Here is a 25,652-nt window from a genome sequence, read left to right on the forward strand (position 1 = left end):
TTTTAAATCTGCTGTGTCTACCGATTTCACCACTCGGGCTCGCACGAGCAATAAAGCCGTACTAAATAAATCAAGACAAGCAAAATTTTAGCATGTGGGGCCACTTGGAGACTGGAAGCCTGTTTTCATCTCGCTTGGGCTCACGTTATGGCAAACCCACTAAACTATTCCCATGAAAATTCCTACGCCGAGCTCAGGTCTTAAAACCCTATTTAAAGCCATCTTTTGGCTTGGTTCTGCGACTTTGGTATTGATCATTGCAGCCGGAGTCTTCTACTTAGTCTCAGCCCAAACCAATCCTTCTGGCAAGCGGATTATCAAATCCCTGGGGGATTCGGTTGCCATCACCTTTGATGAGAGTGACATTCCTCATATTCAGGCAAAGAGCTCTTCTGATGCGCTATTTGCTTTGGGCTATTTGCATGCTAGCGAGCGTTCCTGGCAAATGGAAATTAATCGTCGCCTATCTAGCGGTCGACTCTCTGAAATTCTTGGTAAAGAAACTGTAGCCATTGATCGCTTTATTCGCACCTTAGGCATTAAGCATGCTGCTGAAAAGCAGTTTGATCGCTACCCTATCGCTACCAAACGATTGCTGCAATCCTATGCGGATGGAGTGAATGCTGGCAATGCTCACTTAGGTTGGGCCTTACCAGTGGAATATTTTTTAACCGGCTCCAAACCAGGTCATTGGTCGCCTACGGATAGCGTGGCATGGATGTTAATGATGGCGCTGGATCTTGGAGGTAACTGGCATAAAGAATTGCAACGTCTCGAACTCTCGCAGTTTTTAACAACGAAGGAAGTATGGGAAGTCATGCCGGCATACACGCCTGGCGAACCAGTGAGTAATGTTGACTTTGCCAAAATGTATCGGGATATCAATGTCTTTAATCCAAATCCACTCGCTCGAGATCAAAAGTCGAAGAAGTTGCCTGCAACTGAGTTGGCCATCAATGAAGTGCCAGGCGGCAAAGACGGTATTGGATCCAATAATTGGGCGCTCAGCGGGAAACTGACAAGCTCTGGCAAGCCCTTGTTGGCCAACGACCCACATCTTGGCTTATCAGCGCCTGCGATTTGGTATATGGCTCACTTGGAAGCTCCGGGCATCAACGTCATTGGAGCAACTCTTCCCGGCATTCCGGCGGTAGTTCTAGGTAGAACCGATAAATTTGCTTGGAGCTTTACGAATACCGGTCCTGACGTACAAGATTTATATATTGAACAGCTTGACCCTAAAAATCCTGGTGTCTATCGCGGACCAGATGGTCCGCTTGCCTTCAAAGTACGTCAAGAAATCATTGATATCAAAGGTGAACCTCCCCTGCGCTTCTTAGTCAAAGAGACTCGGCATGGTCCAGTGATCTCCGAATCCTACGCACGAGCAAAACGCGCAATTGATACTGATCGCTTTGTCTTAGCATTGCGCTGGACTGCATTGGATGTTGAGAATCAATCCGTTGCTGGTTTGCTCGATATGAATCACGCCAAAGATTTGGATACATTCAAGCAAGCACTACGCAAAAACTATGCGCCAATGCAAAACGTCGTGATGGCAGACGTAGATGGAAATATTTCGTTTCAGGCGGCCGGTGTTGCTCCTAAGCGCACCTTACATCAAGGGCTCTATGGGGTAGCACCAGCACTCGGCTGGGAGAAGCAATATGACTGGACTAGCTATGTTCCTTTTGATCAACTACCCAATAGCACCAACCCCGATGCAAACTGGATTGCCACAGCAAACCAAAAAATATTGGCCAATAATGATCCAAACCCATTGACTGGTGATTGGGATCTACCAACCCGCTACGACCGTATTGTGGATCTCATTAAAGGCAAGTCAGTACACGATCTTGCCTCCATGAAATCCATGCAGGCTGACACCCTCTCCTTGGGTGCCACACCATTACTAGAACTATTTAAGTCCGCCCAGTCAAAACATCCTCTCGCGCAGCAAGCTATCGAGCTCAGCAGAAACTTTGATGGCGATATGAAAATCGACAGCACTGGCGCTCTCATATTTAATGCCTGGGCCGACCAGCTATCACGCAAACTTTTTGCGCGTTTAGGGTATTTGTTCACAGAAAATTATGGTGCACGTAACTTTAGACAGTCTTTGATATTGCAATTACAAAATCCTAATAGTCCTTGGTGCAACGACCCCCTAACCGAACAAAACGAGAGTTGTGCTGAAGCCTCAAATGCGGCATTTGATAAGGCACTAGAGCAACTGAGCGCGCAGTTTGGTAATAATCCTAAAAATTGGGTTTGGGGTAATGCCCATATTGCCGTCTCTGAACATCGTCCTTTAAGCAAGGTTCCATTCCTTGGAAGCCTCTTCAATTTGACGCAGCCTTTTCCTGGGGATAGCTTTAGCATCAACGTGGGGCGCCTCGAACTCCTCAGAGCCGACAATCCTTTTGAAACTAAACAGGCCCCCAGTCTGCGGACGCTCTATGACCTCTCTGATTTAGAGCAATCCCTCTTTATTTACCAAACTGGACAATCTGGCTGGGTACAGAATAAGCTTTACCGAAACATGAGCGCACTCTGGGCTCGCAATGAATACCTCCCCTTGCAAATGAAACCCCAAAAGATTGGCCGGCAACTGGATCTGAATATTAAGGAAAAATAAGCTGGGGAGTTTAGAATGGTGGGTACAGACCCTGATTGGGTTTAACCCATTTAATGACAACGTTACCGATTATGAAAAAAATACACGCACTCACCATCCTTACTGCCCTTACCTTATTACCCCTCTCCAGTAGCTTTGCTGCCTGGAAAGAATTGGGATCCAATGAAGTCATGGTGGTTTATGTAGATCTGGATACGATTAGCGACTTAGGTGAAAAAGCACAAATTATGTCAATGCTAGATTTCAAAAAACCTGGCGTGAATCCAAAGACTAAACAGCCTGTTAGCTCAATCATTGGCATTAATGAATATAACTGTCCGGCCATTAGCTATCGCCCAATCGAGTACAAAGAGTTTGCAGGTAAAAAAGGTACTGGCAAATTAGTTTCGGATAATAAAACTCCCAATAGTGAATTTGAGCCCGTTGTAAATGAATCTTGGGCGGCTGGAGTATTTAACGTTGTCTGCCAGCGCAAATAATCAGCGCCTTTTGACTAGTCAGCTCAGCAGACCAAGCCTATCGGACTGGTCTGCTTTTTGCTTTTATTGGGGGGTTATTTTTGGAGGCATCTTTCTCTGCCTCAATTTAACCGGATGCGCAGCACCCTTAATGGCCTTGGGAAGTTCTGCTACTAGCGTGGCTAGCTCAGCTGGAACTGCCGCCGTATCCGTAGCGGTAGCCAACCCTTCAACAGCGGCTAGCACGATCTCCACGGTAACTACCGGAAAATCTCCTCTTGAACACGCAGCTTCGGCAGCAACTAAGCAAGATTGCAATTTCTTGAATGCCTTAGGACCAAAGCCTATTTGCTCGGATATTCCCGTTCCCACAATCAAAGATATGAGCGAGCCATATCCAGGGCTAGCGGATAGCATCCCCGCTTCTAAATAAGCAGTCTAAAATTACCTTTGTTAAGCAATCCTTTTTCCTATTGAAACCATGACTACAGAAAATTACTACCTCACGCTAACCTGCCCTAATCGACCAGGCATTGTTGCTGCCGTTTCAACCTATATCTTTGAATTGGGTGGCGACATTGAAGAAGCTCAGCAATTCGATGACAAAGCTTCTAAACGCTTCTTCATGCGTGTGAGCTTTAGCTGCAGTGCCGATAGTAAAACTCTGAGAGCGGGCTTTGTAGAAATCGCTAAACGCTTTGACCTCACTTGGGATTTACGTGCTGTAAAAGATTTAAAACGTGTATTGATCATGGCCTCCAAGCTGGATCATTGCCTCGTAGATTTACTGTATCGCTGGCGCATCGGTGAATTGCCAATGATTATTTGTGGAATCGTTTCTAATCATCCGCGTGAGGTTTACTCCATCATTGATTTTGCAGATATCCCGTTCTATCACCTGCCAGTCACAGCAGAGACCAAGCCAGCACAAGAAGCAAAGCTCTTGGAAATTGTTGCTGATTCAAAAGTAGATATGGTGATCTTGGCACGCTACATGCAGATTCTTTCAGATGATTTATCTACCAAGTTATCCGGGCGCTGCATTAATGTGCACCACTCATTCTTACCAAGCTTTAAAGGTGCCAAGCCTTACCATCAAGCCCATGCCCGTGGCATTAAATTGATTGGTGCAACAGCACACTTTGTTACTAGCGATTTGGACGAGGGTCCAATCATTGAGCAAGACGTCACGCGCGTTACCCATGGTGACACTCCTGAAGACTTGGTTCGTAAAGGCCGAGATTTAGAGCGTACCGTGCTGTCACGCGCCCTTCGCTATTACTTGCATGACCGTGTTTTGATTAACGGCGCTACTTCTGTAGTCTTCTCAGACTAAGCTGTACCTTAAGGGCGGACCCCTGGGGTTTCCAGGGGCATTCCTCTTGCCCTCCACATCAGGAACAACTCTAGCTGAGCCATCTCTTGCGAGCCGTATTCAAACTGCTTGGCACGCACCCCACTCATACAGTTACGCAGGCGTCTCTGCAAAGATCCCATAGTCTGCCATTCGATGCGATAAATTGGGTAAGCATTTGGATGCCCCTGAGGAATGAGACTTCCCCCCAACTTTAATCCAGCACGATCTTGGTGACATTGGGCGCAAGATAAGTTCAGCTGACCCACTCTTTCATTAAAGAACAGACGACCTTGCTGTAAGTCTTTTTTATTCTGAGGCGTTTCTTTAATGGCAATCGGCAAACCTTTAGATTGGGTTGCTACAAATGTCGTTAATGCCAGGAGCTCCTTGCTCTCATAAGCGAGTGCAGAGGCCCCCTGCTTTGATGTACGGCATTGATTGATTTGCCCCTCTAAGGTCTGTAACTTTCCTTTTTGCACCTTGGGGAACTGCACTGCCACTCCAGCCATCTTCTGACCGCTATCGCCGTGGCAAGATGCGCAAGAAACATTTTGTTTGCCAGCTTTTTCTTTCCAGAGGCTATGACCATCCATCACCCAAAACATGGCAGGGTTGAGATTGGGATCATCTTGCATTGCTTGATTCTCTGGAGTCATCAGCTGATAGCTAGATTGCTGAGCATCCTTCGGGGGTTCAAGCGCTAGGCTGGAATCGACTCCAATCAGGATTGCCAATACCGGCAATAAGCGACAGCAGAAAATCAAAAGACTCACGAGACGGTAATTTGCGCTTGATTTACCGCTTCATAACCATCATCCCCCACCCATTTGAACTCGAGCGTTCCTGAGGCCACTGCCACGGTTGTAAAGATGATCAGAGGGTTGGCACCAATGCCAGGATAAAAATCCGCCCTGAACACTTCCTCACCGTTGTACTGGCAAGTAAAAAAGCGAATGATGTCGCGGGGTATCCGCTTGCCATCCTCGGAATAGCGATAGCCCGTTTCCATATCGTGCTGCGCAATTGCCCGAATCTCAATAATAGAATCTTTTTTTGCTTGAGTTGGCATGGTGATGCCGGTGCGGGAGGTCTTGCTCATACCAACTCCGTACATGCAGAAAGGGTTACCAAGGTATCAGCATAGCCTTGCCAAAAACTGCCATCACTCATTTGGGCAACTGCCCATACCCTTTGCGAGTCAGCTAATCTCACACGAGTAGTTAACTCAGCGCGACCAGATCGGGGCGTGAAATACGCAGTAAAAATATTGGGCAGTGGATTACCTTCTGCAATCACATGCACTGCTTTCACATAATCATTTGCCGTCATCGGGCTCTCTATAGACAGCTTAAGCACCACTAAGTTGCCACTTTCCACCAAAGGTGGAATTACCAACTTCACTCGACCATCTCGAATGGAGTTTGAGCCAACAATTTTTGCAATTGCTTCCATTGCTTCTGGCTTTTTAGCCATAGTCAAACTCGGAGCTATCCAACTTGAAATACCTAAAAGACCAAGTACAGATAAGTACGTACGTCGACTTAGCTTTAATTCCGTCATATTCATTTCGTCATCTTTGCTGAGTTATTGAAGGGGTTTAGATTGAAGGCTAACTAGGAAGGCGACAACATCCTCAATCTCTTGACCAGTGAGAATGGTTTGATCGACAAACTTAGGAGCCACCCGATTTAATCCAGTAGTACGGTAGTACGCAGGCATGATGCTCGTTGGATTAAAGCGACCCGGGTCCACTAAGCGCGCCCGTAATTGAGCTGGGGTGGAATGGCCCACGCTGGCACTCAAATCTGGCGCTAGATTGCCCTGAAAGCGCTCCTCCGGAAATGGCCCGCTGTGACACAACAAACATAAGCCCACTTGACGACTAACCACGATGGCACGCCCCCTAGGAACATCACCCGGAGAAGAAGTAAGGGGATTCACAATCGAATCCCCCACCCAGGTTTGCGAGAATGCTGAGGAAGGCAGGAAAAGAGTTAATGTCCCTAGCAATACTGCTGCTAGCGTTCGCCTCATTCCTGCTTGCCTCGCTTAAACCAACTTGATGCCACTATTTTTCAATGGAACAGTGCGCAAGCGCTTACCTGTCGCACGGTAGATCGCATTCAGAACAGCTGGTGCTGCAACCGCAATCGTTGGCTCACCAACGCCACCCCAGTCCTTACCGCCACCTTGGATGATGATGGTTTCTACCTTAGGCATCTGAGACAAGCGAATAGAGTTGAAGGTATCAAAGTTCTTCTGCACGACTGCGCCCTTCTCAATCGTAATTTCTTCTTCAAAGAGAGCGGACAAGCCGTATACAAATGAACCTGAAACTTGACGAGCAACCTGTGCAGGGTTAACAACATAACCTGGATCCGTTGCAGCCACAATGCGATGAATTTTTACCTCATTGCCATTGGTTACGGAGAGCTCGCAAGCAGCGGCAACATAACTACCGAATGAACGCATCTGCGCAAGGCCGCGGAACACACCAGGTTTGGCAGGCTTAGTCCAACCAATACCATCAGCTACCGCATTCAGAACGGCAACAGCACGAGGATATTTCTCCATATGCTTGCGACGGAACTCTACTGCGTCCATGCCGGCTGCTTCAGCCATTTCATCCATAAACGTTTCCATGAAAACGGCGTTTTGGTTGACGTTAACACCGCGCCAGAAACCTGGTGGCACATGTGTATTACGCATTGCATGATCAATCATCAGATTGGGGAAGCTGTAGGTAATGCCATGCTCACCTGTCGGATCTAAGCCCTGGAACACCAAAGGATCTTTACCTTTATTGGCAGCAACTACTGCTGGTCGCACAGCCGCCAAAATAGATTGGCCCGACAAACGCATATTGAGACCAGTGATGTTTTTCTTATCATCTAAGGACGCAGTCATTTTGCACATCATGATTGGGTGATAGCGGCCCTGCGTCATATCTTCTGCACGAGTCCAAATCAATTTGATTGGAGTGCCTGGCATTTGCTTAGCAATGTTGACTGCTTGGGTTGTGTAATCCTGGAAAGCACCACGACGACCAAATCCACCGCCAAGATTTACCTTGTAAGCATTACATTTTTCTGCAGGCAAACCAGAGGCTGCAATCACAGCCGCAAGCGTAGCTTCACCATCCTGCGTAGGAACCCATGCCTCACAAGAATCTGGAGTCCACTTTGCAGTTGCAGTTTGTGGCTCTAGAGTTGCATGATTCAAAAATGGATAGAAATAAGTTGCTTCAATGGTTTTGGAGGCTTTAGACATCGCTTCACTAGCATCGCCATTGGAGTTGCCCACAAATGCATCATTTGCAGTAAGACCTTCTTCCAACATCTTCTTAATGGAAGCGCTAGATACATCGCCATTAGCACCGTTATCCCAAATAATATTGACTGCATCCATGCCCATCTTGGCCTGCCAAAAGGTTTCTGCAACTACAGCTACTGCAGAGTCACCCACTTGAACAACCTTCTTCACACCCTTCATGCCAGAGGCTTTAAGGGCATCATAGCTCTTGACCTTGCCACCAAATACAGGGCTCTCCTGAATAGTTGCAACTAACATGCCAGGCAACTTCAGGTCAATGGCGTAGATCTGCTTACCAGTGACCTTATCGGCAACACCATCAATACGGTTCACTGACTTACCAATCAAAGTCCACTCTTTAGGATCCTTCAATGGAACTTCTTTTGGTACTTCTAACTGAGAAGCGGCAACAGATACTTTTCCGAAAGTTGTTTTACGACCAGATGGTGTGTGTGTAATCACGCTATCTTTAGCAACACACTCTGATGCAGGAACATTCCATTGATTTGCTGCAGCTTGAACCAGCATGATGCGAGCAGCTGCGCCACCCTTACGAACATACTGTTCAGAAGTACGAATACCGCGACTGCCGCCAGTAGAGTAACTACCCCAGGCCTGCTTACGCTTCAGACTATCAGCTGGTGATGGATATTCATAGGAGACTTTTTTCCAGTCGCATTGCAATTCTTCTGCAACCATCTGGGCTAAGCCAGTAATAGTTCCTTGGCCCATCTCAGAGCGCACGATGCGCACAACGATATCGTCATTTGGCTTCACAACCACCCAAACACCGATCTCTGGTGTCGCTAGAGGCGCCATCGATGTTGTGCCAGTTCCCATTGCAGCGTTTGCTGCAGAGATGAACGATAGATCAAAGCCAATTGCCAATCCAGTTGCAATAGCACTAGATCCAACAATAAAGTGGCGACGAGAGTTGTTTGTAGTTTCTGTATTAATAGTTTTAGTCATGATTGCCCCTTATGCCTTGCTCACAGCATGAATAGCATCACGCACTTGTTGGAAGGTTCCGCAACGGCAGATATTCGTTACTGCAGCGTCAATCTGAGCATCAGTCGGTTTTGGAGTATTACGCAATAAGGCGGTAGTTGCCATCACCATCCCAGACTGGCAGTAGCCACATTGCGGCACCTGATTGTCGACCCATGCTTTTTGCACTTTTGAGAGTTGGCCATTTTTTTCCAAGCTCTCGATGGTTTCAATTTTCTTGCCCTCAGCTGCGCTCACTGGAATCATGCAACTACGAATTGCCTGGCCTTCAAAAAGTACTGTACATGCGCCGCATTGACCAACACCACAACCATATTTAGTGCCCGTCAAACCAACGTGATCTCGTATCACCCACAACAAAGGGGTTTCTGGATCAACATCCACCTTGTACTTTTTACCGTTGACGTTTAAGTCAGCCATGAGCGCTCTCCTTAGTGTTCTTGTAATGAAGTCTCATCCATCAGATAAAGACCCTGCTTTTGTTGTGTTTATCTTAACCAAGAAATAATTTATTGCTATGCAACATATATTGCGGAGCAGTAAGATCAGACGATGATCTCCGGCCTTGTCCAAATCCTCCTATTCCAAAGCCTGGGTGAGCTAGTCTCCAAGTTCGCTCTACCCACCCTTCCAGGCCCTGTTATCGGCTTAGTGCTACTGATTATTTGGCTGGTTTTGCGCAAGGGAATCAATCATGAGCTCGCCATGGTGGCAGACGGCTTTAGCCAGTACCTTGGGCTTTTATTTGTGCCGGCAGCCGTGGGGGTAGTGCTATTTCTACCCCAACTCAAGGCAAATGCCTTAGCCATTGTGAGCGCCTTGGTCGCCAGTGTGATTTTGACGATTGGCACTAGCGCAGTCGTTGTCCGCTTTTTGAGTGCAAAGCCCAGTGAGGCTGATCAATGAACGAAAAGCATTCCATCGTCGAAATTTGGGTTTACCTCTCAGGCAGCCCTTTATTTGCGCTCTTTATTACTTTGGCCGCGTATCAAATTGGTCTGACGATTTACAAGGCTAGCAAGCAAAATCCCTTAGCCAACCCAGTAGCAATTGCCATCATTCTGGTGGCCAGCATTATTCAATTTATTGAAATGCCCTATTCCACCTACTTTGAAGGTGCGCAATTTATTCACTTCTTGCTGGGCTCAGCAACAGTCTCTTTGGCAATACCTATTTACAGAGGCTTAAGTAGTTTGAAGGGTCGATCACTTCCCTTACTGGCATCTTTACTTGCGGGTGGTCTGATATCAATTATTAGCGCTGTAAATATTGCTAAATTATTCGGGGCGGACTCTAGCATTACTGGTGCGATGTATCCGAAGTCTGTTACCGCACCAATTGCCATGGGTATTGCTGAGCGGATTGGCGTATCTCCAACCTTAACGGCGATCTTTGCTGTCACTACCGGAATTCTTGGGGCTATTTTGGCGCCGTTTATTTTGAATGCGCTAGGCATGAAAGCCTGGTGGCAGCGTGGCTTTGCAATCGGTATTGGCGCGCACGGTATTGGCACCTCACGTGCATTTAGCATCCACCCAGAGGCAGGCACCTATGCCAGTCTTGCTATGGGTATGAATGGTGTTATCAGCGCAGTAGCCATTCCGATTCTGCATCACGTCTTTAATTAACAAAGCTAATGCAACTTTATAGGGATATAGTTGGGCGCAGTGCACCAAGAAGGCTCATCTGCTCCCTTATTAGCCCCCTTATTAGCCCCATAACTCAGAGCAAAAACACGAGCTTGCTTTAAGCTGACTTTATTAGCACCCCTTTTTTACCCAACACCAAAGAACACTGACATGAAAACAATTCAATACCGACTTGGCCAAATCCTAATAGGAGCGCTCTTGGCAACTGGTATCTGCACTTCAATAGTGGCTGCATCAGATGCTGATTGGCCTAAGAAACCCATCGTAGCTATCTTGCCCTTTCCTGCCGGTGGCTCTACCGATGTGTTTGCCAGATCAATTGGCGTTCCTCTTGGTGAGGCCCTAGGTCAAGCAGTAGTTATTGACAACAAGCCTGGTGCAGGCGGAATGATTGCGCTAGGCGCGGCGGCTAAGGCTTCGCCCGATGGCTATACCCTTCTCTTTAGCGCACTAACCAATCAATCGATTTCTTATTCACTCTTTAAAAATCCTCCAGCAGATTTAACTAAAGACCTTGTACCGGTTGCATTGGTGGGAAGCATCCCGCACCTCATTGTGGTTAACCCATCGGTACCAGCAAAAAATTTACCGGAACTCATTGCGTTTATTAAATCCAAGAAGGGTGATTTCAATTACGCCTCTCAGGGTAATGGCAGCCTCTCTCATTTGGAAGCCACTCTATTTATGCAACGTATTGGCGCCACTGGTACACATATCCCTTACAAGGGGAGCGCGTTTGCCTTACCGGATTTAATCGCTGGCAACACACTCATGATGTTTGATAGTGTTACTGCATCACTGCCACACATTCAAAGTGGTAAGTTGCGCCCGATTGCAATTGCTGCGCCAGAGCGCTCACCATTAATGCCTAATGTTCCAACTTTAGGTCAAGATGGCATGAAACAGTTTGATGTTGAAAACCTCTATGCTATCTACGCTCCCAAAGGAACTTCCCCGGCAATTGTGGCGAGACTCGAAAGAGAAATTCGGAAGATTTTGACTAATCCAGACTTTAAAACTCGCCTCGCAAATCAGGGTATTCATCCGCAGTTTGCTAATTCAGAGCAGTTAGCCATCATCACCCAATCTGAGCAAGATAAATGGGCAAAGATTGTCAAATCTGCAAACGTTAAAATCGACTGACAACACACTGACCCTGCACACACACTTTTATTGAATAGATTAGATCCATGTTGATTTCTCCACCCTTTGGCGGCGGTCGCGCCCCAGTCTTAGCCAAGAATGCCGTTGCTAGTTCTCAACCTTTAGCCACTCAAGCCGGTATTGAGGTTTTGCAAAATGGTGGCAATGCGGTTGATGCAGCTTTAGCTACAGCAATCACACTAACCGTGGTTGAGCCCACTATGAATGGCCTTGGTGGTGATGGCTTTGCACTCATCTGGGATGGCAAGAAACTCCATGGCATGAACGCCTCTGGTCGTGCTCCAGCAGCTTGGACTCCAGAGTACTTTTCTGGCAAGGCAGCAATGGATTTAATTGGCTGGAATACAGTAACCGTGCCAGGCATGGTTTCAGGATGGATTGAGTTATCTCGCAAGTTTGGCAAGCTGCCTTTTGCGCAACTCTTTAAGCGCGCAATTGACTATGCGGAAAATGGCTTTCCAGTTTCACCCGTCATTGCTCGTCAATGGCGTGAAGCGATTCCGATTCTGAAAAATCAACCGGGGTTTACTGATTCATTTTTAATAGATGGCAAGGCTCCTACTGCTGGCCAAATTTGGCGCTATCCAGCGCAAGCTAAAACGCTTCGCGAAATCGCTGACACAGAAGGTGAATCTTTCTACACCGGCAAGTTAGCTCAAAGCATGGTTGACTTTGCTCAAAGCACTGGTGGTTGTTTCACCATGGCTGACTTTGCCAATAATCAAACCGAATGGGTTGAGCCTTTAGCTTTTGATTATGGTGACTATACTCTCCATGAAATTCCCCCCAACGGTTCTGGCATCGTCGCACAAATGGCCCTCGGTATTTTGCAAGCTGCCAATGTCAAACAATACCCAGCCAACTCAGCGCAGCGTATTCATCTGCAAGTAGAAGCCATGCGTATTGCCTTTGCTGATGCCTATGCCCACGTATCCGATGCCAGTTCGATGAAGGTGCCTACTAGCGCATTGCTTGATAGAGATTACTTGGCTAGTCGTGCTGCACTGATTAATCACAATCAAGCGGGCAGCTATGGCGCCGGAGATCCCCATGCTGGTGGCACTGTTTATCTCTGTGCTGCCGATCAATCCGGCATGATGATTTCTTATATTCAGTCCAATTTCAAAGGCTTTGGTTCAGGTGTTGTTGCCCCAGGTGGCATTGCATTCCATAACCGCGGCATGAGCTTTAGCTTAGTTGATGGCCACCCCAATCAAGTTGCACCAGGTAAGCGCCCTTTTCACACCATCATTCCGGCATTCCTTACCAAAGGAGCTCAACCGGCCATGGCATTTGGTGTGATGGGTGGCAATATGCAACCTCAAGGACATATTCAGTTTGTGATGCGCTTTGTGGATGAGTATCTCAATCCACAGGCTTGCTCAGACGCACCGCGCTGGAGAATCGATGATGTGGGCAAACTCACTGTAGAGGCTTCTATGCCAACTGCAGTAGTTGAAGGGCTTAAAGCCATGGGTCATGAAGTGACTGTGATGCCAGCTAATAGTTTGGACTTTGGTAGCGCTCAGGCGATTGCGCTATTGGGCGAAGAAACTAAAGATGCTTATATTGCTGGTAGTGATCATCGCCGCGATGGACTAGCGGCAGGTTTCTAGATTTCCAACTACGGCGTAAAAGTTGCCTGCAATATATCGAGACTAGCTCCCAATGTTTTATTGCTGACTGCGCCCAATCGTTTGACTAGGCGGGCCTTATCTATTGTGCGAATCTGATCCAAGAGGACTAAACCTTTTTTTCCATCGTGCGTAATCGGCACGCGATAGGATGCTGATCTTCCTTTTGTGGTCATTGGCGCAATAATCACGGTTCGCAAAAAATCATGCATCTCTTGCGGAGATACAACAACGCATGGTCGCGTCTTTTTAATCTCACTTCCCATGGTTGGATCTAGATTAATTAACCAAATATCTCCGCGTGAAACGATACTTTTTACCAAACCCAATCCTCATCAGCTTCATTCATAAAGTCGCCCAACACTAATTCGTCTTCACCAGCCTCGGCAATTACTCTTGAATCCTCAGCCCAACCTTCACGGGGATTTTTTTTGGGTTTACTTAATACAAGTCTGTCACCCTCAATCACCAAGTCAGCCTGATCATCAAATCCTATCTGCTCAAGGATAGCCTTAGGAATAACCACTCCACGAGAGTTACCTATTTGACGGATTTGAAGGTGCAACTGTTTTTTCATAGTAATAACAATGTTATAACTATTTCATTACCAAGTCAAGGCCTGATAGAGATTAAGCAGGCAAACAATTGAGATAGAAGCGCTTCACCTCTTGGTCGCAGCTCACATCTTTGGGCTGGATTGGGCGCTCAAGGGTGATGCCTTCAATCGAGGTGCAGCGGCTTAGTGCGACATACACCTGCCCCGAAGCAAACGCTCCTGAAGATAAATCGACTTTGATCTTATCGAGGGTCTTGCCCTGACTCTTATGAATAGTTACCGCCCAAGCCAGCATTAGCGGGATCTGCACAAAGGTGCCAATAATATTTGGCGAGATCTTTCCAGACATCATGTCATGGTCGTAGCGATAAGATTCCCACTGATGGCCTTTGACTTCAACTGTATTTGAAAAAGGGCCGTTCTGCACCATCACCTTCACGGTATTTGGAAGTAGTTCACGAACTACCCCGATGGTGCCATTCACCCAGCGCTTAGGAAAGTTGCTGTCGGTTGCCGTAAACATCACCTTAGCACCAACCTTCAGGGTTAAATGATTAGGTGACGGCAAATTACGATCATCCACATTGAACTTACCAGTGCTATTACCGGTATAGACCTTGGCATCAGCAGTTAATGCTCGCAAGCCTGCACCATTAATTTGGTCTGCGCGCGCATTAGTTGTAGTTAAGGTAATGGTTTGATCATCAGCCTCTTTTTTGGTTTCATAACAAACCGCATTTAAGGTATCAAGCGCTTCATCAATATCTTGATTGATACGGATTTGATTGAGTAGGCCTGCAAAATGCGCATCTTTTTGGCGGAAGATCTTGGATAACTCCACCATGGTCACATCTTTACGATGCAAGGCCATGGCACAGAAGAAGTATGGTCCTTCGTATCCGCGCTCAGCGAGCACTTGCATATCAGCATTGGAAACCACGGGAGGTAACTGGAATAAGTCACCCACAAACATCACCTGAATGCCGCCAAAGGGTTGGCTCTTGTGCGGGCCATTGGCGCGCAGGAATAAATCCATTGCATCGACTACATCCGCTCTCACCATGGAGATCTCATCAATGATGAGCAGGCGGATGTCTTTATAGAGGCGCTTGTCTTTTAAGGGCTTGATATCCTCTTCTGGGAATATCAAGCGTGGCGGTAAGCGAAAGAAAGAGTGAATCGTGACACCCTTCACTTGTAGTGCAGCCACACCAGTTGGCGCCACTACCACTACATTGCCGGGAATGTTCTCTCGCAGGTAACCAATTAAGGTTGTCTTGCCAGTACCCGCCTTACCGCTCACAAAAATATAAGGGTCATGACGCTCAATGGCGTCGATTACGTCCTGGTATTCAGGAATAATTTCAATGGCGGATGGATCGACTACGGAATTGGTCATCCCCTATTGTTTCATGGGATTAGCTAACGCAGCGAAAGCCTATATAAACCACCCCAATATCAGCTGGCTTAGACTCTACATCAGCCTCTTTTTGTCTTTCTGGACCATACCACCAAGAAGCACCACGAGTAATGAAGCCGCCATTGCGCTCAGTAGCAGTCCACTCCCAAACATTGCCACCCATATCCAGCAATCCATTCACACCAGGCTTAGTAGTGCCTGCAGGCACATGTCCAGTGCCGCGGTTTAATGCACCCGCTGGCGCCACACCCTTGTAGTCACCACATCCACTTAAGCAATGCGAGACCTCTGGAGTAGCTCCACCAGGAAACGGATAAGCCTGGCCTTTGGTGAAGCCAACTGGGGGTGTCTCTCTTTGCTCAAGAAAAGCTGCAGATGTCCATTCCACATCAGTTGGTAATCGTTTGCCGTAGAAGCTACAAACAGATGCTGCTTCAGCTTGATTAAGATGAACCGCAGGCTCACTCGCTTTTGCGGGAACGCCATAAGGCGTCCTCCAAGTCCAGCCAGGTTTCTTCACAAAGCCTGCTTCATAAGAAAGTCCGCCGCCGTTTTTCTCTGCCTGACTTACAAAGCCAGTAGCATCAGCAAACGTTTTGACATCGGCAATCGTCATCTCGGTTTGATCCCAAGACACAGTGCCGACTTTTACAACAGGAATGGTTGATGCAGGGGCACTCGTCGCAGTGGATGGCCGCAACATGAAATACAGCGCAATAACCGAGAGTAATAAACCAAAGAGAATAGAGAGAAAGTCGAATTTTTTCATAACAGGAATTCCAAAGCTTAGGGCTAGTTATGCCAAATCAATTAGTGCTGATCTTAGGACATCATCACCAAATACTTTAATTTGATTGCGGCCAGATGATTTTGCCTCGTACATAGCTATGTCGGCATTATTGATGAGATCAGTTTCGTTTTGGCCATGATCGGGATACAAGGCAATACCAATACTGGCGCTAGTACTTAAACTTACGCCTTCGACATCAATTGATGCGGTTAAAGCTAGACGAATTTTTTCCGCTATCTGGAATGCTTGAGTTTCTGAGTCTACGCCGGGCAATAGCAGCACAAACTCATCTCCCCCCAAGCGCGCAACAGTATCCGAGTCACGGACACAGCCCTTCATCCTGCCGGCAACCTCCTTCAACAAAGCATCGCCAGCATTGTGACTATAAATATCATTGACTGTTTTTAAATTATCCAAATCGACAAACAGAATGGCTAACTTAGATTGCTGACGCTTGCTAACCGCTAGAGCTTGCTGCAAGCGATCAGAAAACAGTGTTCTATTCGGTAGTTCAGTTAATACATCATGATGCGCACGATATTGTGATTCTGCATTTCGACGATATGATCTGAGCAACAAAAAGGCACCGATAATCAGCGCAATCAAGCTTAGGCCAGTTGCCACAAAAATCCCGACAGCATTCTTATTCAAGTTTGCTAAATACAGTGACTCAGGAATAACAGTGCCAACGATGAGTGGGTAACCCTTAACCGCCCTATAGGAAACCATCCGCTCTACAGGACTCTCATTTTTACGAGTAAAGCCAGGGCCTGAAGCAAAAATGACACCACCATTCACATCGACGTTCTTTAATGAATCATCAATAAAAGTATTTGGATTGGTTTTTCCAATTAAATTCTCGACCAAGGGCCAACGCGTCAAAAGTGTTTTATCTTTTCGATACAAAGTTAAGGCTGCGCCCTCACCCAAATTTCCACCAATCCGCTCGTAGAGGGAAGAGAATACTTCCACTGAAACACCTACTAATACCACCCCCAAGAACTGATCATTCTTGCCGTTAATCCTACGAGCAAGATAAAAAACCCACTTCCCGTTACCCTTGTTACGCACAGGAACGCTGTAATAGGTGTCAGGATCATTATTAACGCTGAGATATTTGAAATAATCTCGATCAGCTAAGTTAATTGGCGGCGGTGGATAGGAGCGAGAAAAATTCAATACCTTGCCATCAGCCGCTACAAAGGTACTTACATCGAGAATGGAATTAGAGCTTGTGCGCTCCTCAAGTAAATCAAATTGAGCCTTTTTAGAGGCAAATTCTTGATAGGATTTTTCATCGCCAATCTTGGCGCGCTCCAAAACCTCCTGAATACCCAGCAAGGCGGTGTTTGCTGAAAACATCGTCTGCGAAGTATGCTCAGCCAAAATGATGGTTAAGTTGGCAAGTTGATCAGATCGATCTTGAATACTATTTTTACGCAGCAAATAAGAAGAGACCATAGCGTTTGCAAGCAGTATTACTGCCAGCACCAATGCTGCAAATACGATTAATCTCGTATTGCGCTTAATAGTTGAATTGGATTCAAAGCTAATGGTCATGGTGCGTCGCTATACATTTCAGAGATACGCAAAAAGTTTTCCTTTTCCTGTATAAATGCTTCAACCACCAAGGGATCGAAACGCTTTCCTTTAAGGCTGGTTATTTCAGCGCAGGCCTCATCATGAGACCATTCCTTTTTATAGACGCGCTCATTAACTAAAGCATCGTAGGTATCAGCCAAGGACATCAAACGGGCAGCCAAAGGTATTTCCTCTCCCTTAAGCCCCTGCGGATATCCAGAGCCATCCCAGGCCTCATGATGACATCCCGCAATTTGAATGGCGGCATCTAATACATGGGTATGTTTTGCATCCTTTAACTTTGCCGCAGTTAAGACATCCCGCCCAAGGCCAGCATGGGTTTTCATAATCTGCCACTCTTCATCCGTTAGGGAGCCCGGCTTCTTGAGAATGGTGTCTGGTATTCCTACCTTGCCAATATCATGCAAAGGCGCTGCTTTAACAATGTAGTCAATTGCCTTTTCGGAAAGCTGATCCTCATAAACGCCAGTAGCCTTCAATCTCTCAGCAAGCGCACGCACATAATTTTTAGTGCGAAGAATGTGATTCCCAGTTTCATTATCACGAACCATCGAGAGCGCATTTAGGCTATTGAGCATTCCATCTTCAATAGCCCAAGAGCTCCGTCTATATTCATGCAATACCTTTTCAAGGTAATAGTTGGTGATGAGGATACAAATAGTAGCAAGCGCAAGTATTGAGACGATGCGCATAGCAAAGGCCCAACCCCCTTCTTGATAGAAACCCCCAAAAAGTTCAGATTCGCCAAGTGTTAATAGTGACCGGCTTACGCGAGCACCGAACTGAATTACCTCAACCATAATTAACAACTTGATTTGATAGGCGCCATCTTTTTTATGCAACTGGCTAAGAACGGCAATCTGCCAAATGCAGAAAATACCCAGAACAATATTCATCAAATGAATACGGTCTTGCGGTGTTCCAAAAAACTGCAGAGAAATATCCGCTACTGAAGCCGTAGCAAACAAAACTATCGCAAGCACCTTGTTTGATTGCGTGAGGGATTTATTCCAATAACAGAACAATAAAGAAATATTGGCTGCACCGGCAACCAAGAAAATGTTTGCCAAAGCCAAAACACCCTTGCCACCCCATGGTGCAATAGCATATCCCAACATAGAGACTGCTAAAAAGCTCAAACCTGCGGGCCAATAAATTGACTTGAAGTGAGCGCGATCATCGTCCTTACTTGCCAAGAATCGTGCCATCAATCCAACTAGGACGATGAATATGGCGATGTAAAAGGTTTGATTTGCTAACTGCATGTAATAGTAAATATAAATAGGATAATTAAAGGCTGGTACTCCATAATGTAACCCATTCCCCCGGTATTTCTGATCAAACTCCTATGACTTGGCCTACCACCCTTAGAACCTGGCTTTTGAGTTTCACTCTAGTGCTCGCTCACCCAGCGATAGCGCTCGCTAGCGAGGATTGGGTGCAATTCAAAACGGCCTACATTTCAAATGGACGTGTAGTTGATGTTGGCCAGAATGGCATTAGCCATACAGAGGGTCAAGGGATGGCTTTGCTTCTGGCTGTTCAAAATGATGACCCAGCCTCCTTTGCTGAAATCTGGAATTGGACTCAAGCAAATCTACAAGTTCGTGATGACAAGCTATTTGCCTGGAGCTGGTCTCCCAAGGTAGGCGTCAATGACATAAACAATGCTAGCGATGGTGATTTATTTATTGCTTGGGCCTTATCGCGTGCCTACAGTCAATGGAATGAGCCCCGCTATTTATTTGCTGGGATTCAAGTAAGCCAATCCATTCGAAATAAGCTCTTGCGTAAAACGAGTAAGGGGACCGTTCTACTCCCCGGAGCCGTCGGCTTTGAGAAAGAAGATGTCTTAAAACTCAATCTCTCCTACTGGGTCTTTCCTGCAATTAAGGAGCTCTCTATTCTTGATCCATCCCCAGACTGGGAGGACTTAAGAGTGACCGGCCTACAGCTGATTAAAGAGTCTCGATTTGGGAAGTGGCATTTGCCGCCAGATTGGATAAGTTTGCAAAATAACGTCATTAGCGCAGTTGATGGCGATCGATTTGGCTACGATGCCGTCCGCATTCCTTTGTATTTGATTTGGGGTCAGGAGGCCACACCTTCTTCTATAAATCCTTTTCAAAGCTTCTGGGGCTCATTTAATGGGAAAGCACTTCTACCCGCTTGGGTAAACCTCGATACGGGCGAGATAGCCACGTACAATGCATCTATAGGTTTTAGAAGTATTGCGGACCTTACGCTGGCCTATCCAAATGTAGATTCAACTCAATTACCCAGTTTCAATCCATCTGAAGGCTATTACTCCTCCATGCTGTACTTATTTACAAAATTAGCTCTCGAGGATCTCAAAAAGTAATATGAGAATTTGGGCTTTTTATTTCATCATCAAAATTATCCTGTTTTATACAGGCTATGTTAATTTTCATTTTTTTGTTAATGCTGCTTTTGCTCTAGCTTTAATTTTCTCCAATGCGAATCCTCGGTTATTGCAGATTCGAAAATGGCTGGCTATACCTGTCGGTATCGTTTTATTTTATTTTGACAGTCAACTCCCGCCTTTGCGTAATGTCATTCCAAAGATAGGTCAGCTACTTGACTTTAGCTTTCAGTACTACGTAGAGCTCTTGGCGCGCATTGTGAGCTGGGAAGTCATTGCAATCCTGGTGGGCTTATATATTGCGTACTATCTTCTTTCCAAAAAGTTGCGCATGTCAACAATTGCCGTAATTGCAATTTTGAGTACCCTGCTTCCACTCAAAGCAAATATGTCGCCTCTAGCCTACGATGCCGATGGTCAAGTAATTGGGTTGCCTAGTGATGTCGAACTCACTGAATCACTAGATGGCTTTTTTATTGAAGAATCCTCTCGTACCGCATTTAACCGTTCGCAAAAGGCTAATGGCGCTCCATTTGACATCCTTGTTATCAATGTCTGCTCTCTGGCTTGGGATGACCTGAAATACATCAAAGAAGATAACAATCCACTATTCAAGCGCTTTAATTATTTATTTACCAGCTTTAATTCGGCTTCTTCCTATAGCGGACCGTCAATCATTCGCTTGTTGCGCGGTAGTCGTGGTCAGCAAGACCAACGTGATTTATACAAACCGCCCCTTCAAGATTCTTTGCTATTTAGCAACCTCAACAAAACTGGATATCAAGTACAGCTGGCCTTGAATCATGATGGTAAATACGGGGATCTTCTCAAAGAAATCAGAAATGAGGGCGGTATGTCTGCCCCGCTATTTGATAACACTCACGCTACGCCTTATTTAAAAGGCTTTGATGGCTCTCAAATTTACGATGACTACTCCGTGCTATCTAATTGGTGGGATGCGCGCATGAAATCCCCAAATGAAAGAGTTGCTCTGTTTTACAACACGATTACATTACATGATGGCAATCGTGCACTGGACGGCAGCAAGCTAGAGAATAGCGTTGAGACCTATTCACGTAGAACCCAAAAATTATTAGCCGATCTTGATCGCTTCTATACAAAAGTGAATAGCTCTGGGAAGCAAGTGATGATTGTTTTTATTCCTGAGCATGGTGCAGCGATTCGCAGGAATAAGAATGAGATTGTGGGTATGCGAGAAATTCCAAGTCCCAATGTAACCAATGTTCCAGTCGGAATCATGTTTACAGGTAAGGCGGATGCGCCAGTCAAAACCAACATCATTGAGCTACCGACGAGCTACCTTGCCACATCCGATTTAATCTCTAAATTTGTGGGGAAAACGCCATTTGGAGCAGCGGCTCCTTCACCTGAATCCTACTTAAAAAATATTCCGAGCACGCGCTTTGTGGCAGAGAATGAAGACTCCATCATCATGAAATTTGGGTCTTCCTACTACTTCCGCTCTAACGACATCAACTGGAATCTATTCGAGGCTAACGATTAAGGTTTAGCTGCAGGCCAAAGAGCGGGAACATCTACTCCTTCTTCCGCAGTCACTGTATTACCGAGCGCATCCAGATAAATGGGCTCACCATTGATCTGAATAGGCGCCTTTGCTTGATCAATCTTTCGAACCACCTCTAAATTGGCTTTGATATCAGGGCTATTGGGATTTAAGAGATATGCCCTCTCTAGCAAAATGATCGCAGTAGAGACATCGCCGTCTTTCAATGCATAAAGTGCGCGCTCATTTAATTCCCCGGGAAGGTAGGGATCAAATTGAGGGGTAAGAGTCGACGACTGGGCTCTTAGCAGAGCGCTAGCTAGCAAACCCATTACCAGAAATAAGCAAGAGAGTGAGGTGCGATTGTTCATGATCTACAGTTCACTTAAAAGCGGGATGTTGGGATGACCGGTTGTGTCTGCAAGGCTACAGGCTGCGGCGCAGTGCCATCGAGTGAAATCCGTACATACAACACAAAACTATTTGGGGCGTAATACGGGGAACGCTCTAACTTCAAGCGATTACCAACAAATACCGACGGGGTAACTTGATACTCCCATGCCGCCAAAGCAGAGTAAGCGCTACCCGGTCCAGAACTCGCAGAATAGTAAGGATTTCCTGCGGCAGCCTGATAAGCAGAATTTGTAGGGAAATAAGGTGCAGCATCTGTACGAGACCAGTTACTTGAAACCGATCCACCGATCATGTAGGAGAAGCGTGAAAAACGCTGTGCATAGTTTAAGGGTAGCGTTACGGAGCGATAGCTTTGCGGACTGTAGTAACCACCCTGCCCATAAGTAAACTCACCTGCGTTTTGCTTAAAGCCCCATAACATTCCATTAAGGCCGCTCGAGAGTTGACGATCCGTTTCATTAATAATGCGCCAATTTAATCCAGCCATAAATTGGTTATCACTATTGCTTTGTACGTTTGTTCCAGTGAGGCTACGTGCTCGGTAATAAGTCCAGCCACCCAGAGTGCCGCCTTGATCAAGACTTAAACCTATCGTTCCGCCGGTAGCAACCATTCCACCCCAGATAGACCCAGTAACAGGATCACGAGTTCCAGCATATGAGAGCAATGTACTCGTCATAGGTCGACGAGCAAGCTCTAATGAAACTCCAACAGGACCTACATCCAACTTCTGCTTCACACCACCAATCCAATTTTGCGTGAGAAAACCAAGTGGTGTTGTACCTATATCGGCTTTGAAGTTTTGCTTTTCATATCCAATATTGAGAGCAGTTCCTGAGGCGGACTGATTTGAGAAGCTCGTTGGGCAATTACTTGTACATGCAGCCATTGAACCAAAAGTGCTGACCTGATAAGCATTGCCTGCATTCAGAGTGCCTGCATTGATGTTGACTTGGTCGGCACGGAAAGTAACTCGCTCATCAGAGCGCATCGGCATCTTCCATTCGAGCGGAATCTCGGTAGCGCGGTAATAGGACTGTCCAGGAGTGCCATTAAGTGATAGGTAGTCAACAGCGGAATCAATCCAATTGGTCCGCATATCAATCATGTCGGCCATCTGCTTATATTGGTATGCACTTCCTGAAGCGGCAGCAGAGGGCTCAAAAATGGGTGGTTCGATCTGGAATACAGAGACTCCAGATGGGCTTGCACTTGGCTTGAGCGTAGAGAGGCTGTGATAACTTGAGAGTGGCACTGGAGCTTGAGCAAGCGCGCGCTGCTCAGTGTCGATTGCCTGATCCAAATAACCCTCTCTTCTCTGGATCTGGCTATCCAAATACATCAACTTGTAGTTATTTGTTTTAGGCGCAGCAGAAATGAGGGGCTGTAACTTTTGCTTAGCCGATTGAATTTCACCAGACTGAATCAGTTGCCCAATCGCCCTGAGCTCAGAAGCCTGCTGTAGACCTAAATAGTCTTGTTTTTGAGCTGCGCTTAACTTTACTCCAGATAGCAGAGTCATCTCTTTCTGGAAAGCCTCTGGCTGCTCGTTGTTGAGTAGGTAATTTGCATAGCGTAAATGCCATTCAACCGAGAGATTTGGATTGCTTTGCTCAATATGCTTAAAGAGTGCATCGGCTCGCTTCACATCACCGATAGAACCCCACATTGCAGCAACTAAGGAGGAAAGATCGGGGTCGCTAGATACTTCATTCTCAAGCATGCTGAGCTGAGTCATCGCTTTAGCCTGTTCTCCCTGCGCATACAGCTTCTTGACTTGAGCAAGCTGTAGATCTACCCAAACACCTCTTTGGAAGCGAGTGATCTTCGGAGTGCGTTCAGATGCCGGAATGCGCTCCAATACTTTGAGAGCTGCTTGATTCTGATCTAGACCAGATAAATACAGGGCATAGGCGTATAAACCTTCAAGGCTATTAGGATGCGATTTCAAATACGATTCAAATACGGCGATGCCCTCTTTTGGGCGATGCATTTTTGCATAAAGACGGGCTAAATCTAAGCGCAGCCAGACCTCATCCTGATCGAGCGCAATTGCCTGATTCAATAGTGCTATCGCCTTTGGGGTATCGCCTACTTTCAACGCCTGTCGAATATCGAAATCAAGCTGGATCTGAGTAAGCTTGAGCTTATCACTCGCCGATAAGCGCGTTTTGGACAGCTGCAGCAACACGGGGCTAAGTTCTTCATCTCGCTGCAAACGATTAAGCACATTGGCATACGTTAAACGGAGTGATGTGGCATCAGATGATGGTTTTGCCAGTGCACTGCGCATGAGATTTAATGCATCTTCTGTCTTGTCAGCGCTTAGCAAGAACAATACATTCGCATTGATCATCTCGGGATCATTTGGGGCAAGCCGCAAGCCCTCTTTCATCACGAATAAACCTTTGTCGACTGAACCTGATTCCTCATAAATTCCAGCTAGCTGAAAACGTAACCAAGGATTAAGTGGTTCCAACTTCATGGCGCGCAATAGATAAGGAATTGCTGCCTCACTTTGACCCTTGCTGACTAAGTCATCTGCCTGCGAGCTCAAAATCTTGACTCGCAAATAGTCGTAGCGCTTACCTGCAGGAGTATTTTCAGGGGCTTGTGAATTAATCAATGCTAAGGCTTCATCACTTTTGCCAGCGTTAATTAAAAGTTGAATCAAACCCCGAATAGCAATACCGTTGTCCGATTCAATAGCCAAGGCTGCTCGAAACTGCTTTTCTGCTTCACGTGCATTGCCCCGATCGGCCTCAACTGTTCCCAATACTGCAATAGCTTCTGCACCTTGAGGCTCCAGGGCAATTGCTACCCTGATCTTCTCCATTGCTAATGGATAGTTTTTCTTATCCCTCGCGTCTTCAGCCTGATGAATTTGCATCCAATACTGACTAGTAGCGATAAGACTTTTCCACTTGCCAGCATTCTCGGGATTGAGCGCCAAGGCTTTCTGATAATAAGCAACAGCTTCTTCATACTGCCCTTGCCTCATCCGAATCAAGCCCATGCCACCCAAAGCCAGATAATCCTTTGGCAAGGCCTTCAGAGTCTCAGTCAGTTGCACTTCGGCCCCCGCAATATCACCCTTATCCAATAAATCCAAGCCGATCTGACGACGTTTTAAGAGAGGATCGCTATCGATACGCTTGCGCTCAGCCAGCGTATCCTTCTCCGCCATCCAGCGACCTGTAATTTCTTGATTGTGTGGGTCTACTGCAAGATATTTTTCATAAAACGGGATCAACTCCGGGCTAGCCTCTTGCGCATTAAGCACTTCCCTCCAAACCTGAAGTACTCGCTGCTTATCGACTTTACGCTCTTGGTATAGGTTGGCTAGATTCGCAAAAGCAAGCTCACGAGTCTCCATCTTTGATCCTAATAAGGCATCCAAAGCCAAGGAGTACTGCAAGTTTTTGCGGTCAGATTTGACTAAACCCTCCAACCCCGTTCGCGCCTCATCCCAGCCACCCGGTAAAGCAGCAATGATTTTGTAATAGCCAACCGCTAGATCGCCCGCGGGTGGCCCATTAGGAAACTTTTCCTTGAGTAAAGCATTTGCCTCGGCAGGCTTACCACTTTTGAGAAGAATGGTTGCCTGAGTCAAGAACCTTCTAGCCTCCATACTTTCTTGCCTGCTGAGACCTTTGTCCGAAGCGAAGGCAAGACCTTCAACCCCCACCGAAGAAATCAGTAAGAAGCTGAAGCAGAGATGAAGTGCTTTTGAATTCAAGGG

Annotated in this window: 24 protein-coding genes; 9 read left to right on the forward strand and 15 right to left on the reverse strand. The window is 46.4% G+C overall.

Annotated elements, in window-relative coordinates:
• Nucleotides 1-172 precede the first annotated feature (172 nt).
• Together ICN14_RS09215 and ICN14_RS09220 are read left to right on the forward strand one after the other, a co-directional pair.
• Nucleotides 173-2,638: a penicillin acylase family protein gene (locus ICN14_RS09215; protein ID WP_216226181.1), complete on the forward strand. Its 2,466-nt coding sequence runs from the start codon at nt 173-175 to the stop codon at nt 2,636-2,638.
• A gap of 71 nt (nt 2,639-2,709) precedes the next feature.
• The gene (locus ICN14_RS09220) at nt 2,710-3,117 is read left to right on the forward strand and encodes a surface-adhesin E family protein (RefSeq protein WP_216226182.1); all 408 of its coding nucleotides are present in this window, start codon (nt 2,710-2,712) and stop codon (nt 3,115-3,117) included.
• A 63-nt stretch (nt 3,118-3,180) separates the two neighbouring features.
• On the opposite strand, the gene ICN14_RS09225 is transcribed toward ICN14_RS09220, so the two are convergent.
• Complete coding sequence (locus ICN14_RS09225; protein WP_216226183.1) at nt 3,181-3,513, reverse strand: hypothetical protein; 333 nt, start codon at nt 3,511-3,513, stop codon at nt 3,181-3,183.
• Nucleotides 3,514-3,577: 64 nt separating this feature from the next.
• Between ICN14_RS09225 and purU the strand changes: the two genes are divergently transcribed.
• Entirely contained in the window at nt 3,578-4,432 is an 855-nt protein-coding gene (purU, locus tag ICN14_RS09230; RefSeq protein ID WP_216226184.1) for a formyltetrahydrofolate deformylase, read from the forward strand.
• Nucleotides 4,433-4,440: 8 nt separating this feature from the next.
• Here purU and soxA read toward each other — a convergent pair whose 3' ends face one another.
• Genes soxA through ICN14_RS09260 form a run of 6 tightly spaced genes read right to left on the reverse strand, consistent with a single transcriptional unit; the run spans nt 4,441 to nt 9,193 of the window.
• Entirely contained in the window at nt 4,441-5,226 is a 786-nt protein-coding gene (gene soxA / locus ICN14_RS09235) for a sulfur oxidation c-type cytochrome SoxA (RefSeq protein WP_370624841.1), read from the reverse strand.
• On the reverse strand, nt 5,223-5,552 hold the full coding sequence (locus ICN14_RS09240) for a thiosulfate oxidation carrier complex protein SoxZ (protein ID WP_216179369.1): 330 nt from the start codon (nt 5,550-5,552) through the stop codon (nt 5,223-5,225). The genes soxA and ICN14_RS09240 overlap by 4 nt, the downstream gene beginning before the upstream one ends.
• Nucleotides 5,549-6,019, reverse strand: coding sequence for a SoxY-related AACIE arm protein (locus tag ICN14_RS09245; protein ID WP_255536035.1), 471 nt, complete (start codon nt 6,017-6,019; stop codon nt 5,549-5,551). Before ICN14_RS09245 ends, ICN14_RS09240 begins: the two co-directional genes overlap by 4 nt.
• Nucleotides 6,020-6,037: 18 nt before the next feature.
• Complete coding sequence (gene soxX, locus ICN14_RS09250) at nt 6,038-6,487, reverse strand: sulfur oxidation c-type cytochrome SoxX (protein ID WP_216226185.1); 450 nt, start codon at nt 6,485-6,487, stop codon at nt 6,038-6,040.
• 15 nt (nt 6,488-6,502) lie between these two features.
• Nucleotides 6,503-8,734, reverse strand: a complete 2,232-nt coding sequence (locus ICN14_RS09255) for a xanthine dehydrogenase family protein molybdopterin-binding subunit (protein ID WP_216226186.1) — start codon at nt 8,732-8,734, stop codon at nt 6,503-6,505.
• Nucleotides 8,735-8,743: 9 nt separating this feature from the next.
• Nucleotides 8,744-9,193 (reverse strand): (2Fe-2S)-binding protein, encoded by a 450-nt coding sequence (locus ICN14_RS09260; protein ID WP_216226187.1) that lies wholly within the window; start codon nt 9,191-9,193, stop codon nt 8,744-8,746.
• A gap of 132 nt (nt 9,194-9,325) precedes the next feature.
• Between ICN14_RS09260 and ICN14_RS09265 the strand changes: the two genes are divergently transcribed.
• From ICN14_RS09265 to ICN14_RS09280, 4 genes are all read left to right on the forward strand, one after another.
• Nucleotides 9,326-9,679, forward strand: coding sequence for a CidA/LrgA family protein (locus tag ICN14_RS09265; RefSeq protein WP_216226188.1), 354 nt, complete (start codon nt 9,326-9,328; stop codon nt 9,677-9,679).
• Nucleotides 9,676-10,401, forward strand: a complete 726-nt coding sequence (locus ICN14_RS09270; RefSeq protein WP_216226189.1) for an LrgB family protein — start codon at nt 9,676-9,678, stop codon at nt 10,399-10,401. The genes ICN14_RS09265 and ICN14_RS09270 overlap by 4 nt, the downstream gene beginning before the upstream one ends.
• A gap of 171 nt (nt 10,402-10,572) precedes the next feature.
• Nucleotides 10,573-11,565 (forward strand): tripartite tricarboxylate transporter substrate binding protein, encoded by a 993-nt coding sequence (locus ICN14_RS09275; protein WP_216226190.1) that lies wholly within the window; start codon nt 10,573-10,575, stop codon nt 11,563-11,565.
• A gap of 47 nt (nt 11,566-11,612) precedes the next feature.
• Nucleotides 11,613-13,202, forward strand: coding sequence for a gamma-glutamyltransferase family protein (locus tag ICN14_RS09280; RefSeq protein ID WP_216226191.1), 1,590 nt, complete (start codon nt 11,613-11,615; stop codon nt 13,200-13,202).
• 8 nt (nt 13,203-13,210) lie between these two features.
• Here ICN14_RS09280 and ICN14_RS09285 read toward each other — a convergent pair whose 3' ends face one another.
• From ICN14_RS09285 to ICN14_RS09310, 6 genes are read right to left on the reverse strand one after another with little or no spacing between them, the layout of a single operon-like run.
• Entirely contained in the window at nt 13,211-13,531 is a 321-nt protein-coding gene (locus tag ICN14_RS09285; protein WP_216226272.1) for a type II toxin-antitoxin system PemK/MazF family toxin, read from the reverse strand.
• Nucleotides 13,532-13,536: 5 nt separating this feature from the next.
• Nucleotides 13,537-13,797 carry an AbrB/MazE/SpoVT family DNA-binding domain-containing protein gene (locus ICN14_RS09290; protein ID WP_255536037.1) on the reverse strand — a complete coding sequence of 87 codons (261 nt, stop codon included), beginning with the start codon at nt 13,795-13,797 and terminating at the stop codon, nt 13,537-13,539.
• 52 nt (nt 13,798-13,849) lie between these two features.
• Nucleotides 13,850-15,175 (reverse strand): ATP-dependent RecD-like DNA helicase, encoded by a 1,326-nt coding sequence (locus ICN14_RS09295; protein ID WP_216226192.1) that lies wholly within the window; start codon nt 15,173-15,175, stop codon nt 13,850-13,852.
• Between the two features lie 19 nt (nt 15,176-15,194).
• Nucleotides 15,195-15,965 carry an SUMF1/EgtB/PvdO family nonheme iron enzyme gene (locus ICN14_RS09300; protein ID WP_216226193.1) on the reverse strand — a complete coding sequence of 257 codons (771 nt, stop codon included), beginning with the start codon at nt 15,963-15,965 and terminating at the stop codon, nt 15,195-15,197.
• Between the two features lie 27 nt (nt 15,966-15,992).
• Nucleotides 15,993-17,546, reverse strand: coding sequence for a sensor domain-containing diguanylate cyclase (locus ICN14_RS09305; protein WP_216226194.1), 1,554 nt, complete (start codon nt 17,544-17,546; stop codon nt 15,993-15,995).
• Nucleotides 17,543-18,853 carry an HD-GYP domain-containing protein gene (locus ICN14_RS09310; RefSeq protein WP_216226195.1) on the reverse strand — a complete coding sequence of 437 codons (1,311 nt, stop codon included), beginning with the start codon at nt 18,851-18,853 and terminating at the stop codon, nt 17,543-17,545. The genes ICN14_RS09305 and ICN14_RS09310 overlap by 4 nt, the downstream gene beginning before the upstream one ends.
• A gap of 83 nt (nt 18,854-18,936) precedes the next feature.
• Between ICN14_RS09310 and ICN14_RS09315 the strand changes: the two genes are divergently transcribed.
• Both ICN14_RS09315 and bcsG read left to right on the forward strand, forming a co-directional pair.
• The gene (locus tag ICN14_RS09315) at nt 18,937-19,950 is read left to right on the forward strand and encodes a glycosyl hydrolase family 8 (RefSeq protein WP_216226196.1); all 1,014 of its coding nucleotides are present in this window, start codon (nt 18,937-18,939) and stop codon (nt 19,948-19,950) included.
• A 1-nt stretch (nt 19,951) separates the two neighbouring features.
• Nucleotides 19,952-21,496 (forward strand): cellulose biosynthesis protein BcsG, encoded by a 1,545-nt coding sequence (bcsG, locus tag ICN14_RS09320; RefSeq protein WP_216226197.1) that lies wholly within the window; start codon nt 19,952-19,954, stop codon nt 21,494-21,496.
• Here bcsG and ICN14_RS09325 read toward each other — a convergent pair.
• Nucleotides 21,493-21,867 carry a hypothetical protein gene (locus ICN14_RS09325; RefSeq protein ID WP_216226198.1) on the reverse strand — a complete coding sequence of 125 codons (375 nt, stop codon included), beginning with the start codon at nt 21,865-21,867 and terminating at the stop codon, nt 21,493-21,495. The two genes, bcsG and ICN14_RS09325, sit on opposite strands and share 4 nt — an antisense overlap.
• A gap of 14 nt (nt 21,868-21,881) precedes the next feature.
• Nucleotides 21,882-25,649, reverse strand: coding sequence for a cellulose synthase subunit BcsC-related outer membrane protein (locus tag ICN14_RS09330; protein WP_216226199.1), 3,768 nt, complete (start codon nt 25,647-25,649; stop codon nt 21,882-21,884).
• Nucleotides 25,650-25,652 lie beyond the last annotated feature (3 nt).

It is taken from the genome of Polynucleobacter sp. MG-27-Goln-C1 (genome assembly GCF_018881905.1).
Classification (GTDB): Bacteria; Pseudomonadota; Gammaproteobacteria; order Burkholderiales; family Burkholderiaceae; genus Polynucleobacter.